The sequence below is a fragment of the Humibacillus sp. DSM 29435 genome (assembly GCF_001758225.1).
Classification (GTDB): domain Bacteria; phylum Actinomycetota; class Actinomycetes; order Actinomycetales; family Dermatophilaceae; genus DSM-29435.
On the sequence record NZ_MAST01000011.1, the window covers coordinates 14,503 to 27,786 of the forward strand.

The 13,284-nt window shown below is 68.1% G+C and carries 17 protein-coding genes; 2 read left to right on the forward strand and 15 right to left on the reverse strand.

Annotated elements, in window-relative coordinates; genetic code table 11:
- Positions 1 to 47: 47 nt before the first annotated feature.
- Entirely contained in the window at positions 48 to 644 is a 597-nt protein-coding gene (locus tag BA895_RS08675) for a hypothetical protein (RefSeq protein ID WP_083283145.1), read from the forward strand.
- 108 nt (positions 645 to 752) lie between these two features.
- On the opposite strand, the gene rplQ is transcribed toward BA895_RS08675, so the two are convergent.
- The 7 genes from rplQ to infA all read right to left on the reverse strand — a co-directional run bounded on the left by rplQ (position 753) and on the right by infA (position 4,960).
- A complete protein-coding gene (gene rplQ / locus BA895_RS08680) occupies positions 753 to 1,493 on the reverse strand; it encodes a 50S ribosomal protein L17 (protein ID WP_070191508.1) in 741 nt (246 codons plus the stop codon).
- Between the two features lie 93 nt (positions 1,494 to 1,586).
- On the reverse strand, positions 1,587 to 2,612 hold the full coding sequence (locus BA895_RS08685) for a DNA-directed RNA polymerase subunit alpha (protein ID WP_070191509.1): 1,026 nt from the start codon (positions 2,610 to 2,612) through the stop codon (positions 1,587 to 1,589).
- A gap of 161 nt (positions 2,613 to 2,773) precedes the next feature.
- A complete protein-coding gene (gene rpsD, locus BA895_RS08690) occupies positions 2,774 to 3,382 on the reverse strand; it encodes a 30S ribosomal protein S4 (RefSeq protein WP_070191510.1) in 609 nt (202 codons plus the stop codon).
- Between the two features lie 31 nt (positions 3,383 to 3,413).
- Positions 3,414 to 3,809, reverse strand: coding sequence for a 30S ribosomal protein S11 (gene rpsK, locus BA895_RS08695; RefSeq protein ID WP_070191511.1), 396 nt, complete (start codon positions 3,807 to 3,809; stop codon positions 3,414 to 3,416).
- Between the two features lie 72 nt (positions 3,810 to 3,881).
- The gene (gene rpsM, locus BA895_RS08700; RefSeq protein ID WP_070191512.1) at positions 3,882 to 4,256 is read right to left on the reverse strand and encodes a 30S ribosomal protein S13; all 375 of its coding nucleotides are present in this window, start codon (positions 4,254 to 4,256) and stop codon (positions 3,882 to 3,884) included.
- 246 nt (positions 4,257 to 4,502) lie between these two features.
- On the reverse strand, positions 4,503 to 4,616 hold the full coding sequence (rpmJ, locus tag BA895_RS08705) for a 50S ribosomal protein L36 (protein WP_006592630.1): 114 nt from the start codon (positions 4,614 to 4,616) through the stop codon (positions 4,503 to 4,505).
- 122 nt (positions 4,617 to 4,738) lie between these two features.
- Positions 4,739 to 4,960 carry a translation initiation factor IF-1 gene (gene infA / locus BA895_RS08710; RefSeq protein WP_013493543.1) on the reverse strand — a complete coding sequence of 74 codons (222 nt, stop codon included), beginning with the start codon at positions 4,958 to 4,960 and terminating at the stop codon, positions 4,739 to 4,741.
- A 418-nt stretch (positions 4,961 to 5,378) separates the two neighbouring features.
- Here infA and BA895_RS08715 point away from each other — a divergent pair, with 418 nt between their 5' ends.
- On the forward strand, positions 5,379 to 6,023 hold the full coding sequence (locus BA895_RS08715) for a hypothetical protein (RefSeq protein ID WP_083283146.1): 645 nt from the start codon (positions 5,379 to 5,381) through the stop codon (positions 6,021 to 6,023).
- 21 nt (positions 6,024 to 6,044) lie between these two features.
- Here BA895_RS08715 and gdhA read toward each other — a convergent pair whose 3' ends face one another.
- From gdhA to rpsE, 8 genes are all read right to left on the reverse strand, one after another.
- The gene (gdhA, locus tag BA895_RS08720; RefSeq protein ID WP_070191514.1) at positions 6,045 to 7,391 is read right to left on the reverse strand and encodes an NADP-specific glutamate dehydrogenase; all 1,347 of its coding nucleotides are present in this window, start codon (positions 7,389 to 7,391) and stop codon (positions 6,045 to 6,047) included.
- Positions 7,392 to 7,492: 101 nt separating this feature from the next.
- Positions 7,493 to 8,944 carry a serine hydrolase gene (locus BA895_RS08725; RefSeq protein ID WP_083283147.1) on the reverse strand — a complete coding sequence of 484 codons (1,452 nt, stop codon included), beginning with the start codon at positions 8,942 to 8,944 and terminating at the stop codon, positions 7,493 to 7,495.
- Positions 8,945 to 8,953: 9 nt separating this feature from the next.
- Positions 8,954 to 9,829 carry a type I methionyl aminopeptidase gene (gene map, locus BA895_RS08730; RefSeq protein WP_070191516.1) on the reverse strand — a complete coding sequence of 292 codons (876 nt, stop codon included), beginning with the start codon at positions 9,827 to 9,829 and terminating at the stop codon, positions 8,954 to 8,956.
- A gap of 14 nt (positions 9,830 to 9,843) precedes the next feature.
- The gene (locus tag BA895_RS08735; protein WP_070191517.1) at positions 9,844 to 10,410 is read right to left on the reverse strand and encodes an adenylate kinase; all 567 of its coding nucleotides are present in this window, start codon (positions 10,408 to 10,410) and stop codon (positions 9,844 to 9,846) included.
- A gap of 2 nt (positions 10,411 to 10,412) precedes the next feature.
- The gene (secY, locus tag BA895_RS08740; RefSeq protein WP_070191518.1) at positions 10,413 to 11,735 is read right to left on the reverse strand and encodes a preprotein translocase subunit SecY; all 1,323 of its coding nucleotides are present in this window, start codon (positions 11,733 to 11,735) and stop codon (positions 10,413 to 10,415) included.
- Positions 11,736 to 11,900: 165 nt separating this feature from the next.
- Positions 11,901 to 12,401: a 50S ribosomal protein L15 gene (gene rplO / locus BA895_RS08745; RefSeq protein ID WP_070191519.1), complete on the reverse strand. Its 501-nt coding sequence runs from the start codon at positions 12,399 to 12,401 to the stop codon at positions 11,901 to 11,903.
- Between the two features lies 1 nt (position 12,402).
- Positions 12,403 to 12,585, reverse strand: a complete 183-nt coding sequence (gene rpmD, locus BA895_RS08750; RefSeq protein ID WP_070191520.1) for a 50S ribosomal protein L30 — start codon at positions 12,583 to 12,585, stop codon at positions 12,403 to 12,405.
- A complete protein-coding gene (gene rpsE, locus BA895_RS08755) occupies positions 12,585 to 13,253 on the reverse strand; it encodes a 30S ribosomal protein S5 (protein ID WP_070191521.1) in 669 nt (222 codons plus the stop codon). Before rpsE ends, rpmD begins: the two co-directional genes overlap by 1 nt.
- Positions 13,254 to 13,284 lie beyond the last annotated feature (31 nt).

Consider the following 13,284-nt stretch of genomic DNA (forward strand, 5'->3'; position numbering starts at 1 on the left):
GTACGAGCCGGACGACGAGGTGCGGCCGTGGGGATAGGGGAAGCATCATGAACAGCACAGCAACCCGACCATCCGTCCCGAGATGGCGCCGGGCCCGCTCCGGGGCGCTCGCCCTTGGGGTCTTCGCGTTGGCGGCGCCCATCGGCGCCGTCGCCACGACGAGCGCCGCCACCGCCAGCCCGGCGGTGTCGCAGGCCGCGGCACCCTTCTGCGGCATCACCTGGGGCTCGCTGCCCAAGGCCACCGCCCCCGGTCTGCTCTGGACCGGCAACGTCACGGGTGCCCGGTCAGGGCAGCACTCGTGCTACGACCGCGTCGTCTTCGACGTCGCCAAGGGTCACGGGACGCTCGGCTACAGCGTGCGCTACGTCACGCAGGTCACCGGGCCCGGCAGCGGGATGCCGGTACCCGTCACCGGGGGCGCCAAGCTGCAGATCACGGCCAACGCGCCGTCGAACCTGGCGCCGAAGACGACCACTTTCACCGGCTGGCAGACCTTCCGTCAGCTGAGGTCCGTGGGCAGCTTCGAGGGCTACACCGACTACGGGCTCGGAGTGCGGGCCCGGCTGCCGATGCGGGCCTTCGTGCTGCCCAACGCCGACGGCAGCCAGCGCCTGGTCGTCGACGTGGCGCACCGCTGGTAGCCCCGACATACCTCGAGAGGGCAGCTCGCGCCCGTCGCGGAACTCAGCGTTCCGGCGAAACAGCGGCGAGCTGCCCTCTCGAGGGTAAGCAGGTCTGGCCCTGGTGGCTCAGGAACCGGCCTTGGTGAAGCCGGCGGCCTCGGCGTCGTCGGCGCTCTTGAACCAGAACTCGGCGACCGTCTGGTCGTACCACTGACCATCGGGCTCGTGGAACTTGCCCGAGTCGGCATTGCCCTTGACGGTGTAGGCCTCGTCGGGCGAGGTGCCGTCCTCGTTCGCCACGACGGCGCCCGCGGGCACCTCCTTGGCGTCAGCGTCCTGCGCAGACGAAGCGGCATCCGCCTCGACGGGCTCGGTCACCTCGGCTGCCTCAGTGGCATCGGTGGCCTCGGTGGCCTCGGTGGCCTCGACCGCCTCGGCGGCGTCGGCCTCCTTGACGGCACGCTTGGTGGCGCCCTCGGCCTCCTTGACGGTGGCCTTCTTGGCCGACAGCGGCTCGCGCACGAGCTCGATGACGACCATGGGGGCCCGGTCACCCTTGCGGGCGCCGATCTTCGTGACGCGGGTGTAGCCGCCCTCGCGAGCCGCCATGTCAGGGGCGATCTCGGCGAAGAGACGGTGCACGACACCCTTGTCGCGAACGACCGTCAGCACCCGACGACGGGCGTGCAGGTCGCCACGCTTCGCGAAGGTGATGAGACGCTCGGCGAGCGGGCGCAGGCGCTTGGCCTTGGCCTCCGTCGTCGTGATGCGGTCGTGCTCGAAGAGCGACGTCGCGAGGTTGGCCAGGATCAGCCGCTCGTGCGCGGGGCCGCCACCGACGCGGGGACCCTTGGTGGGGGTGGGCATTGTGTGATTCTCCTAGAAGTCTGACCAGGCCGTCTCAGGAAGCCGCAGCGACTGCGCTGACGGCGCCGACGAAGGCATGGTCGAGGCGGTTGGTCAGAGCTGCTCGTCTTCGGTGAACGACTCGTCGTCGTCGTCGTAGTCGTCGCCGTAGTTGTCGATCAGGGCTGACGGGTCGAACCCGGGAGGGCTGTCCTTGAGCGCGAGGCCCATCCCGACGAGCTTGGCCTTGACCTCGTCGATCGACTTCGCGCCGAAGTTGCGGATGTCGAGCAGGTCGGCCTCGCTGCGGCCGACGAGCTCACCCACGGTGTGGATGCCCTCACGCTTGAGGCAGTTGTACGACCGGACCGTGAGGTCGAGGTCCTCGATCGGCAGCGCCAGGTCGGCGGCCAGGGCCGCGTCGGTCGGCGACGGGCCCATGTCGATGCCCTCGGCCTCGACGTTGAGCTCGCGGGCCAGGCCGAACAGCTCGACCAGGGTCTTACCGGCCGAGGCCATGGCGTCACGCGGGGTCATCGAGTTCTTGGTCTCGACGTCGACGACGAGCTTGTCGAAGTCGGTGCGCTGCTCGACTCGGGTGGCCTCGACCTTGTAGGTCACGGACAGCACGGGCGAGTAGATGGAGTCGATCGGGATGCGGCCGATCTCCTGGTCGCCCGACTTGTTCTGCTGGGCCGAGACGTAGCCGCGACCGCGCTCGACGGTCAGCTCCATCTCGAGCTTGCCCTTGTCGTTGAGGGTGGCGATGTGCAGGTTCTGGTTGTGCACCTCCACACCCGCCGGCGGGGTGATGTCGGCGGCCGTCACGGCACCGGGGCCCTGCTTGCGCAGGTACATCACGACGGGTTCGTCGTGCTCGGAGGACACGACCAGACCCTTGATGTTGAGGATCATCTCGGTGACGTCCTCCTTGACCCCGGGCACGGTCGAGAACTCGTGGAGCACCCCGTCGATACGGATCGAGGTGACCGCGGCCCCCGGGATGCTCGAGAGCAGGGTGCGACGGAGGCTGTTGCCGAGCGTGTAGCCGAAGCCAGGCTCGAGGGGCTCGATGGCGAAGCGGCTGCGGTTGTCGGCCACGACCTCTTCGGAGAGCACGGGACGCTGTGCGATGAGCACTGTTCATTTCCTTCCCACCTCGCGACCGCTATATGACGCGAAGTGATGCTGCCCGGTCGTGATCCGGGCGGCGGGGGTCGGCTCTGTCTGCGACCCCAGCCCTGGGTGAGACCGGGCGGATGCCGCTGAGCGAGCTCAGCGGCATCCGACGCGGTTCGTCCTCAGTTCTTCGAGTAGAGCTCGACGATCAGCTGCTCGGTGAGCTGGCTGTCGATCTGGGCTCGCACCGGAAGCTGGTGAATGAGGATCTGCAGTGAGCCCGGGACGACCTGCATCCAGGCCGGGACCGGGCGCTCGCCGTAGGTCTGGCGCGCGAGCTCGATCGGGAAGCTCTCGGCCGACTGCTTGCGCACGGTGATGATGTCGTACTGCTCGACGCGGTAGCTCGGCACGTCGACGCGCTTGCCGTTGACCTCGAAGTGGCCGTGGCTCACGAGCTGACGCGAGTGACGACGCGTGCGGGCCAGGCCCGCACGGTAGATCACGTTGTCGAGGCGCGACTCGAGGATGGTGAGCAGCGTCTCGCCGGTCTTGCCGGGGCGCTTCGCTGCTTCCTTGTAGTAACGCACGAACTGCTTCTCCATGACGCCGTACGAGAAGCGGGCACGCTGCTTCTCCTGCAGCTGCGTCAGGTACTCCTTCTCCTGGATCCGGCGACGGCCGTGCTGGCCGGGCGGGAACGGGCGGAGCTCGAAGTACTTGTCGCCGCCGACGAGGTCCATCTTCAGGCGGCGGGACTTCTTGGTGATCGGGCCGGTGTAACGAGCCATCTGGGTATCTTCCTTCTCTCGCTACAGCCGGTCAGACGCGGCGGCGCTTGGGCGGGCGGCAGCCGTTGTGCGGCGTGGGCGTGACATCGCTGATCGCACCGACCTCAAGGCCGGTGGCGGTGAGCGAGCGGATCGCGGTCTCGCGGCCCGAACCCGGGCCCTTGACGAACACGTCGACCTTGCGCATGCCGTGCTCCATGGCGCGGCGGCCGGCGGCCTCAGCGGCCATCTGCGCGGCGAACGGGGTGGACTTGCGCGAGCCCTTGAAGCCGACCTGGCCGGCGGAGGCCCACGCGATCACCGCACCCTGCGGGTCGGTGATCGAGATGATGGTGTTGTTGAAGGTGCTCTTGATGTGAGCGTGCCCGTGGGCGATGTTCTTCTTCTCTTTGCGACGAACCTTCGTCGCGCGAGCCTTGGGAGGCATGTTTCTCCTACGTCAGAATGAGATTCGGTGACGATCAGCAGCCGAGAATCGCGGTGGCGACTCGGCTCACGATCACTTGGCCTTCTTCTTGCCGGCCACGGTGCGCTTCGGGCCCTTACGGGTGCGCGCGTTGGTCTTGGTGCGCTGACCGCGCACCGGAAGACCGCGACGGTGACGAATGCCTTCGTACGAGCCGATCTCGACCTTGCGGCGGATGTCGGCCTGAACCTCACGGCGTAGGTCACCCTCGAGGCGGTAGTTGCCCTCGAGGAAGTCACGAAGCGCAACGAGCTCGGCTTCACCGAGATCCTTGACGCGGGTGTCAGGGCTGACGCCGGTCGCGACCAGCGCCTCCTTCGAACGGGTGCGACCCACACCGAAGATGTAGGTCAAGGCGACCTCGACGCGCTTGTCGCGCGGAAGGTCGACTCCAACAAGACGAGCCATGTTGGTGTTTCTCCTGGATTCTGTTTCGCGGAGGTCTGGAGCAGTCACCGATCCGGTGTCGGGCCCGGCCCTGTGCGGGGCGGGCCACCGGTCCTCGGCCTCCGTGCCGAGGGTGACGTCCTGCGCCGACTCGATGTCTCCACCGAACCGGGCCGCAGGGGCCGGGTGACTGCTGTCGTGCTACGGGTACTTCTAGGCGTGCTGTCGAAGGTCTTCGACTCGTGCTCGGTGCCGCTGACGCTCTGCTCAGCCCTGGCGCTGCTTGTGGCGCAGGTTCTCGCAGATCACCATGACCCGGCCGTTACGGCGGATCACCTTGCACTTGTCGCAGATCTTCTTGACGCTCGGCTGAACCTTCATAGCCCTGCTGTCTTCAGATCACGCCCCCGTGCGTCTGCCCCGTGTGGGGCCGACGACCAGGAGCTGGTTTCAATCGGGTGGGTGCCTCGTGCTTGACGCCGGCGGATGCCGGGCCCGCGCACTCAGCGGTAACGGAAGACGATCCGACCGCGGGTCAGGTCATAGGGCGAGAGCTCGACCACTACGCGGTCCTCGGGGAGGATCCGGATGTAGTGCTGACGCATCTTGCCCGAGATGTGAGCGAGAACCTTGTGACCGTTGGAGAGCTCGACCCGGAACATCGCGTTCGGGAGAGCCTCGACGATCGTGCCCTCGATCTCGATGACACCGTCCTTCTTGGCCATATCCTCCGTCAATCTGTTGTGTTGCGCTGCTTGGTGTTCGTCGTGCCCGGACAGCAGAAAGAACGGGCGACGGGACACGCGCCACCCAACGGTCAAGAGTACGGCACGACGTCCCGTTCCCTGAAATCGTCACGCCCCGGCAACGGCATCATGCGGCGCGGTGCAGAGCGGCGGATCGTGCTGGACTGAGTCGGGATCCTCCCACGGGAGGATCCCGGATGCCACCGGGCTCGGTAGCGTGACCGCCGTGACGACCGCGCGCTCCCACCCCATTCCCCCGACCGAACGCTGCGTTCGCTATCGAAAGCCGTGTTGCGACAGTGAGTTCGACGACGAACGCCGCGTTCGAGCAGGGCGGGCCGTTCGAGACCGCGCCGCAGACAGGACAGGCCCGGTCGGGCGTCGGCATACTGGGTCGATGGTCGAACCGGAGAGCCCCGAGCAGTTCCACGCCCGCGTTATGGCCGCGACCGACGACGATGGCCGCCTCCCTGTTGCGGTCTCGCAGATGCCCGGGTGGGATGTCTATCCCTACGAGCTGGACTCTCTGCGGCTCAAGCCGGTACAGCCGTTGGCCGACGGGGAGCCCGCCCGGCGGGGCGAGACGTACGCCGAGTGCTGGTGCTCCCAGGGCCCGCCCCCTCCCGACGACGGGGCCACCCGGGTCTGGACCAACCAGAGGTGGCACCTCGACCTCAGGGCCGACAGCGGTCTGCCGGTGACGGCGACCCTCATGCCGTTCGAGCACCACGACCTCGGCAACCTCCCCGCCGACCTCGCGGCCGAGATGTGTCAGCTCATCGTCACCATCGCGGATGCCGTGGAGCACGTTCCGTCGGTCGGACGGGTTCAGCTGGCGAAGTACGGCGACGGGGGCGCGCACCTGCACCTGTTCTTCTTCGGCCGCCCGGCCCGGATGCTGCAGCTGCGGGGCTCGCCCCTGCTGGACTGGGAGGAGAACCTTCCCCGCGTGCCCCTCGCGATGCTGCAGGCGAATGCCTCGGTCATGGCCGAACGGCTCGTCGTGCACCTCGGTGGCACGGCCGGTCGCCTCGGTCACTGACGCGCACAGGCCCGATCCCCCTCAGATCACGCCCAGGGCCAGCACCGCATCGGCGAGCTGAACGAACGAGGAGGTGTTCGCGCCCACGACGTAGTTGCCGGGGGCGCCGAACTCGTCGGCCGAACCTGCACACCGCTCGTGGATGCCACGCATGATGCCCTCGAGCCGCTCCTGGGTGTACTCGTGGGTCCAGGAGTCGCGCGAGGCGTTCTGCTGCATCTCGAGCGCCGAGGTGGCCACGCCACCGGCGTTGGCGGCCTTACCGGGCGCGAACAGCACGTCGGCGTCGAGCAGCACGCGGGTCGCGGCCCGCGTCGTGGGCATGTTGGCCCCTTCGGCGACGACCGACACCCCGTGCTTGACGAGGCTGATGGCGGCATCCTCGTCGAGCTCGTTCTGGGTGGCGCAGGGCAGGGCCACGTCGCAGTCGACGTGCCAGATGCTGCCGTCGGTGACGAGCGTCGCGCCGGGACGACCGGCGGCGTAGTCGGCGAGCCGGCCACGGTCGACCTCCTTCACCTGCTTGAGCAGCTCGAGATCGAGGCCGCTCTCGTCGACGACGTAACCCGACGAGTCGGAGCAGGCGACGACGGTGGCCCCGAGCCGCTGGGCCATCTCGACCGCGTAGATCGCGACGTTGCCCGAGCCGGAGACGACGACGCGCTTGCCGTCGAACGAGTCGCCCCGGGCGCGCAGCATCTCCTGGGCGAAGAACACGGTGCCGTAGCCGGTAGCCTCCTTGCGCACTCGCGAACCGCCCCAGCCGAGGCCCTTACCGGTGAGCACGCCTGACTCGTAGAGGTTGGTGATCCGCTTGTACTGCCCGAACAGGTAGCCGATCTCGCGGCCCCCGACGCCGATGTCACCCGCCGGAACGTCGGTGTACTCGCCGATGTGGCGGTAGAGCTCGGTCATGAACGACTGACAGAACGCCATGACCTCTCGGTCACTTCGGCCCTTGGGGTCGAAGTCACTACCGCCCTTGCCGCCGCCGATGGGCATCCCCGTCAGGGCGTTCTTGAAGATCTGCTCGAAACCCAGAAACTTCACGATGCCGAGGTTGACGCTGGGGTGGAAGCGCAGGCCGCCCTTGAACGGCCCGAGCACCGAGCTGAACTCGACCCGGAAGCCACGGTTGATCTCGATCCGACCCGAGTCGTCGATCCACGGCACCCGGAAGATGACCTGACGCTCCGGCTCGCAGAGTCGCTCGAGCACGCGGGACTCGACGTACTCAGGCCGCTTGAGCACGACCGGGCCCAGCGACTCGAACACCTCGAGCACCGCCTGGTGGAACTCGGCCTCACCGGGGTTGCGGCGCAGCACGACCTCGTAGATCTCCTGCAGGTGTGGGTCGAGCGCAGCCACGTCGTCTCCTCGGGTCGGAAGCCCTCATTCTCGCGACGAAGCAGGCAGGCCATGGTCTGGTCCGGATCACGGACACCGATGCGGTCTGCAGGGCCGGGCGCTCAGTCGGAGCGGCGCACTGCGAGGTCAAGCGGGTCGGGCCCGTTCAGGGGCATCAGACGCCACCGCAGACCCACCTCGCCCGTCGAACGGCGACCCTCGACGTGGAAGCGGTGCGGCGTCTCGATGACGATGACGTCGGCCACGAAGGTGTCGGCGTCGCGCCAGCCGCCGCTGGCGACCACGGGCAGCTCGTAGCCATCCGACCTCAGCGTCGACGCCGCCCACTCCCCTGACCCCACGCGCACCGCCATGACCTGTTCGTCGCGACGCAGGTCGAGCACCCAGCTCGAGCCGTCGCGCCTGACCGACGCACCCGTGTACCGCCTCGACAGGTCGGAGCCGGACGCGCGCTCCAGCGAGACGTCTTCGCCCGCGGCCGAGCCATCGGTCAGCGGCTCGATCCGGCGAGCGGCCAGCAGCTCGACCAGCTCGGCGTCGGCGGCGCTCGACCCGGACCGGTCGAAGGCGGGCAGCAGGTGGCGCCACACGAGGTCGAGGGTGGCCTGCATGTTCTCGTGCTCGGACGTGACGGCCAGCGCGACGTCGTGCTCGGGAAGCACCACCAGGAACTGTCCGTAGGCGCCATCGCCCCGATAGCCGACCTGCTGCATCCAGAAGGAGAAGCCGTAGCCGCGGGCCCAGTCGGGGTTGACGCCCGGCCGCAGGTCGGTCGGGCCGAACCTGGTCGTCGCCTCGTCACACCACTGCTTCGACAGCACCCGCCGGTCGCCGAGAACACCGCCGCCGAGGTAGAGCTGGGCCAGGGTGAGGATGGCCTCGGTGGTCAGGTGGGCGCCGCTGAACCCGAGCTCGTGCCCTTGCGGGTCTCGATCCCAGGGGATGTCATCGACCCCGAGGTCACTCAGGAGCCGGCCCTTCAGCACGTCGACCACGCCGGACCCGGTGACCCGAGCGACAATGCGCGACAGCAGGTAGGTGGCCACCTGGTTGTAGGTGAACAGGGTGCCGGGCCTCGCCGTCGGCGTCGTCGCGAAGACGTGCCGCACCCCGTCGTCACCGGCCACCGCCTCGGAGCCGGGCGCCCCCGACCACGTCGAGCGACCCCGTCGAGCCACCTCCTGCCAGGCGTCGACCTCGTGTCCGACGGTCATCGACAGGCAGTGCTTGACGAGCACCTCACCCCAGAGCGGGGCAACCTCGCCCCGGTCGATCTCCGGGAAGAACTCCAGCACCGGGGCATCGAGCGAGAGCCGGCCTTCGTCGACGAGCAGGCCCACGGCGGTGGCGGTCACCGTCTTCGAGAGCGAGTAGACGAGCGCCGGCCGGTCAGCGGCATACGGGTGCCACCAGCCCTCGGCGACGACCTGCCCGTGTCGAGCGAGCATGAAGCTGTGCGGTGCCAGGCCCTCGTTCTCGAGGGCGACGACGAAGTCACGCAGTCCGGCGGCGTCGACTCCCTGGGCTGATGGGGTGCTGCGGGGAAGGCTCACCCGCAGACGCTATCGCGGGCCTTCGCCGGGGCCGGCGGCGCCTGCGTCGATCGGCGCGTAGGCCGCTCCGTGCGCGGCGAGCACGGACTGCCCGCCGTCGATGGCGGTGAGGATCCAGAGCCCGTCCTCACGCACCGCGACCGAGTGCTCCCAGTGCGCAGACCGAGAACCGTCAGTCGTCACGACGGTCCAGTCGTCACCGAGCACCTTCGTGTCGGTCGTGCCGAGGGTCACCATCGGCTCGATCGCACCGGTGAACCCGTCGACCAGCTTCGGGCCCGTCTCGGTCACCGCATAGTTCGGGATCTGGGGGTCCATGTGCATCTTGGTTCCGATGCCGTGGCCGACGTACTCGTCGATGACGCCGTAGACGCGGCCGTCACGTTCAGCGGCCGCGCGCACGCTCGCCTCGACCGCATCACCGATGGCGTACAGGCGCCCCCCCACCTGCATCGCCGCAATGCCGGCGTAGAGGCTCGCCTCGGTCGCGTCGATGAGCGCCAGGTCGTCGCCCGCACCGGCCTCCCGTCCGCCGACCACCGTGGTGATCGCCGCGTCGCCGTTCCAGCCGTCGATCTCGGCGCCGCAGTCGATCGAGAGCACGTCACCGTTGCTGAGCACGCGCGCGCCGGGGATGCCGTGCACGACCTCCTCGTTGACGCTCGTGCACACCGTGTTGGCGTAGCCGGGCACGAGCTGGAAGTTCGGGATGCCGCCGTGGTCACGGATGAACGCTTCCGCCAGCCGGTCGAGCTCGAGCGTCGTGACACCCTCGCGCACCTCTGCGCGCAGCATCTCGAGGGTGCGCCCGACGAGCAGTCCGGCAGTACGCATAAGCAACAGCTGCTCATCGGTGCGGCCCTGCAGCTTGCGGCGTTTGAACATGGTGGTCTGCCGCTTCAGTGAGCCGGCAGCGCGTCGATGACGCGGTCGGTGACCTCGTCCACAGCGCCCATGCCGTCGACCTGCACGAGGAGCCCGGCCTGCTGGTAATGGTCGGCGAGAGGGGCGGTCTCGCGACGGTAGATCGCCTGTCGCTCGCGGATGACCGACTCGGTGTCATCGGCCCGGCCCTCGGTGGCGGCCCGCTTGAGCAGTCGCTCGACCACGGCCTCCTCGTCTACCGTCAGCTCGAGCACGGCATCCAGCGCGTGGCCGTGCCGCGACAGCATCTGCTCGAGCGCCTCGACCTGGGGGGCGGTGCGCGGGAAGCCGTCGAGCAGGAAGCCGTTCTCGGCGTCGGCCCACGTCAGTCGGTCGTCGACGATCTCGTTGGTCACCTCGTCGGGCACGTACCCGCCCGCGGCGAGGATCGCCTCGACGCGCCGTCCGAGCTCGGTCTGGTTCTTGATGTTCGACCGGAAGATGTCGCCGGTCGAGATGGCCGGGATCCCGAGGCGCTCCGCGATGCGTGCCGCCTGGGTGCCTTTGCCCGCACCGGGCGGTCCGAGAATGATCAGCCTCATGGTCAGCGCAGGAACCCTTCGTAGTGACGCTGCTGCAGCTGCGCCTCGATCTGCTTGACCGTCTCGAGGCCGACCCCGACGACGATGATGATCGAGGTGCCACCGAACGGGAAGTTCTGGTTGGCTCCCACCGCCACGAGCGCGACGAGCGGGATGAGCGAGACGAGGGCCAGGTAGATGGCCCCCACCACGGTGATGCGGGTCAACACGTAGTTGAGGTACTCGGCGGTCGGGCGACCCGCCCGGATGCCGGGGATGAACCCGCCGTACTTCTTCATGTTGTCGGCGACCTCGGTCGGGTTGAACGTGATCGAGACGTAGAAGAAGGTGAAGAAGACGATGAGCGTGACGTACACGAGCATGTAGATCGGCTTGTCACCGCGTTGCAGGTTCTCCTGCACCCACGCCACCCAGGCCGGCGGCTCCCCCGACCCGGCGTTGAACTGGGCCACCAGGCCCGGCAGGGCCAGCAGCGAGCTGGCGAAGATCACCGGGATCACGTTGGCCATGTTGACCTTGAGCGGGATGTAGGTGGAAGTGCCGCCGTACTCTCGGCGACCGACCATCCGCTTCGCGTACTGCACCGGGATGCGGCGCTGGGACTGCTCGACGTAGACGACGGCGGCGATCACGAACATGCCCATCAGCAGGATGCCGAGGAAGGTGCCCCAGCCCTTGTTCTCCTTGATCGACCACAACGAGCTGGGGAACCCGGCGGCGATCGAGGTGAAGATGAGCAGCGACATGCCGTTGCCGACACCCTTGTCGGTGACGAGCTCGCCGAACCACATGATGAGGCCGGTACCGGCGGTCATGGTGAGCACCATGATCACGATGGTCAGGCTCGAGCTGTCGGTGAGGATGTTCTCGCACGACCCGCCGAACAGGGCGGAGGGGTTGCGGGCGAAGGTGACGAGCGTCGAGCTCTGCAGCACCGCCAGACCGATCGTCAGGTACCGCGTGTACTGCGTCATCTTGGTCTGCCCGGCCTGCCCCTCCTCCTTGAGGGCCTCGAACTTCGGAATTACGACCGTCAACAGCTGCACGATGATGCTCGCCGTGATGTAGGGCATGATGCCGAGCGCAAAGACCGACAGCTGGAGCAGCGCGCCGCCGCTGAACAGGTTCGCCAGGCTGAGCAGACCGCTCTGGTCGCTTCCTCCGGCCTTCTGCCCATCGGCGAGGCAGGCCTGCACGAGGCCGTAGCTCACTCCCGGCGTCGGCATGTGTGACCCGAGCCGGAAGAGCGCGAGTATGCCGATCGTGAAGAGCAGCTTCTTGCGCAGGTCCGGGGTACGGAACGCGCGAACGAAAGCGGCAAACACTGGTCCTCCTGGTGCCACGCTCGAGGCGCGGCGTACAAGTCGTGCAATCCGTCGAAGGTTAACTCAAAGCGGCAGCGCCCCGGGAACTCTTCCGCGATGACCGACCTGACGTCGGTCGGTGCGGAGAGCTCCCGGGGCGCTGTGTGGCGCTGTTTGTCCGGTCGGTCACTCGCCGCTGAGCGAGGTGACCGAGCCGCCGGCGGCCTCGATCTTCTCCTTGGCGGAGGCCGAGAACCGGTTCGCCACGATGTCCACCTTGACGGTGATCTCACCCGTGCCGAGCACCTTCACCGGGAAGCCGTCACGAACGGCACCCTTGGCGACGAGGTCATCGACCGAGACCTGGCCACCCTCGGGGAACAGCAGCTCGAGCCGGTCGAGGTTCACGACCTGGTACTCGGTGCGGAACGGGTTCTTGAACCCACGCAGCTTCGGGATACGCATGTGCAGCGGCATGGAGCCGCCCTCGAAGCGCTCGGGAACCTGGTAGCGGGCCTTGGTGCCCTTGGTGCCGCGACCGGCGGTCTTGCCCTTGGAGCCCTCACCGCGACCCACCCGGGTCTTGGCGGTCTTGGCTCCGGGGGCCGGACGCAGGTGGTGGATCTTCAGCGCGGACTCGCCCGATGCCGAAGCACCGGACTTCTTGTCGGCAGTCTGGTCAGACATGTCAGTCAACCTCCTCGACGGCGACGAGGTGCGTCACCGTGTTGACCATCCCGCGGATCTCGGGACGGTCCTCCTTGACGACGACGTCGCCAATGCGCTTCAGACCGAGGCTGCGCAGCGTGTCACGCTGGTTCTGCTTGCCGCCGATCTCGGAACGGGTCTGGGTCACCTTAAGACGAGCCATCAGGCACCCGCCTTGGAGGCCTTGGCGTCGGCGATGCCGGCGGCCCGGGCCCGGAGCATGGCGGCCGGGGCCACCTCCTCGAGGGTCTTGCCGCGGCGCGCGGCGACCGACTCGGGGCGCTCGAGGTCACGCAGGGCCTGGGCCGTTGCGTGCACGATGTTGATGGCGTTGGAGGATCCCAGCGACTTGCTCAGCACGTCGTGGATGCCGGCGCACTCGAGCACCGCACGCACCGGACCGCCGGCGATGACACCGGTACCGGGCGCCGCGGGGCGCAGCAGGACCACACCAGCGGCGGCCTCACCCTGCACGGGGTGCGGGATGGTGCCCTGGATGCGCGGAACCTTGAAGAAGTTCTTCTTGGCCTCCTCGACACCCTTGGCGATGGCCGCGGGAACTTCCTTGGCCTTGCCGTAGCCGACACCGACGGTGCCGTCTCCGTCACCGACGACGACGAGGGCGGTGAAGCTGAAGCGACGGCCACCCTTGACGACCTTGGAGACACGGTTGATCGTCACGACGCGCTCGACGTACTGGTTCTTGTCCTGATCGCGGTTGTCGCGACCGTCGCGGCCACCGCGGCCATCACGACGGTCTCCGCGCTCGGTGCGCTCGCCGCCTGTGGCGGGGCCTCCGACACCGCCGCCTCGACGCTGCTGTCCGGGCATCAGCTGTTCCTCATCTCAACAATTGCGTTCA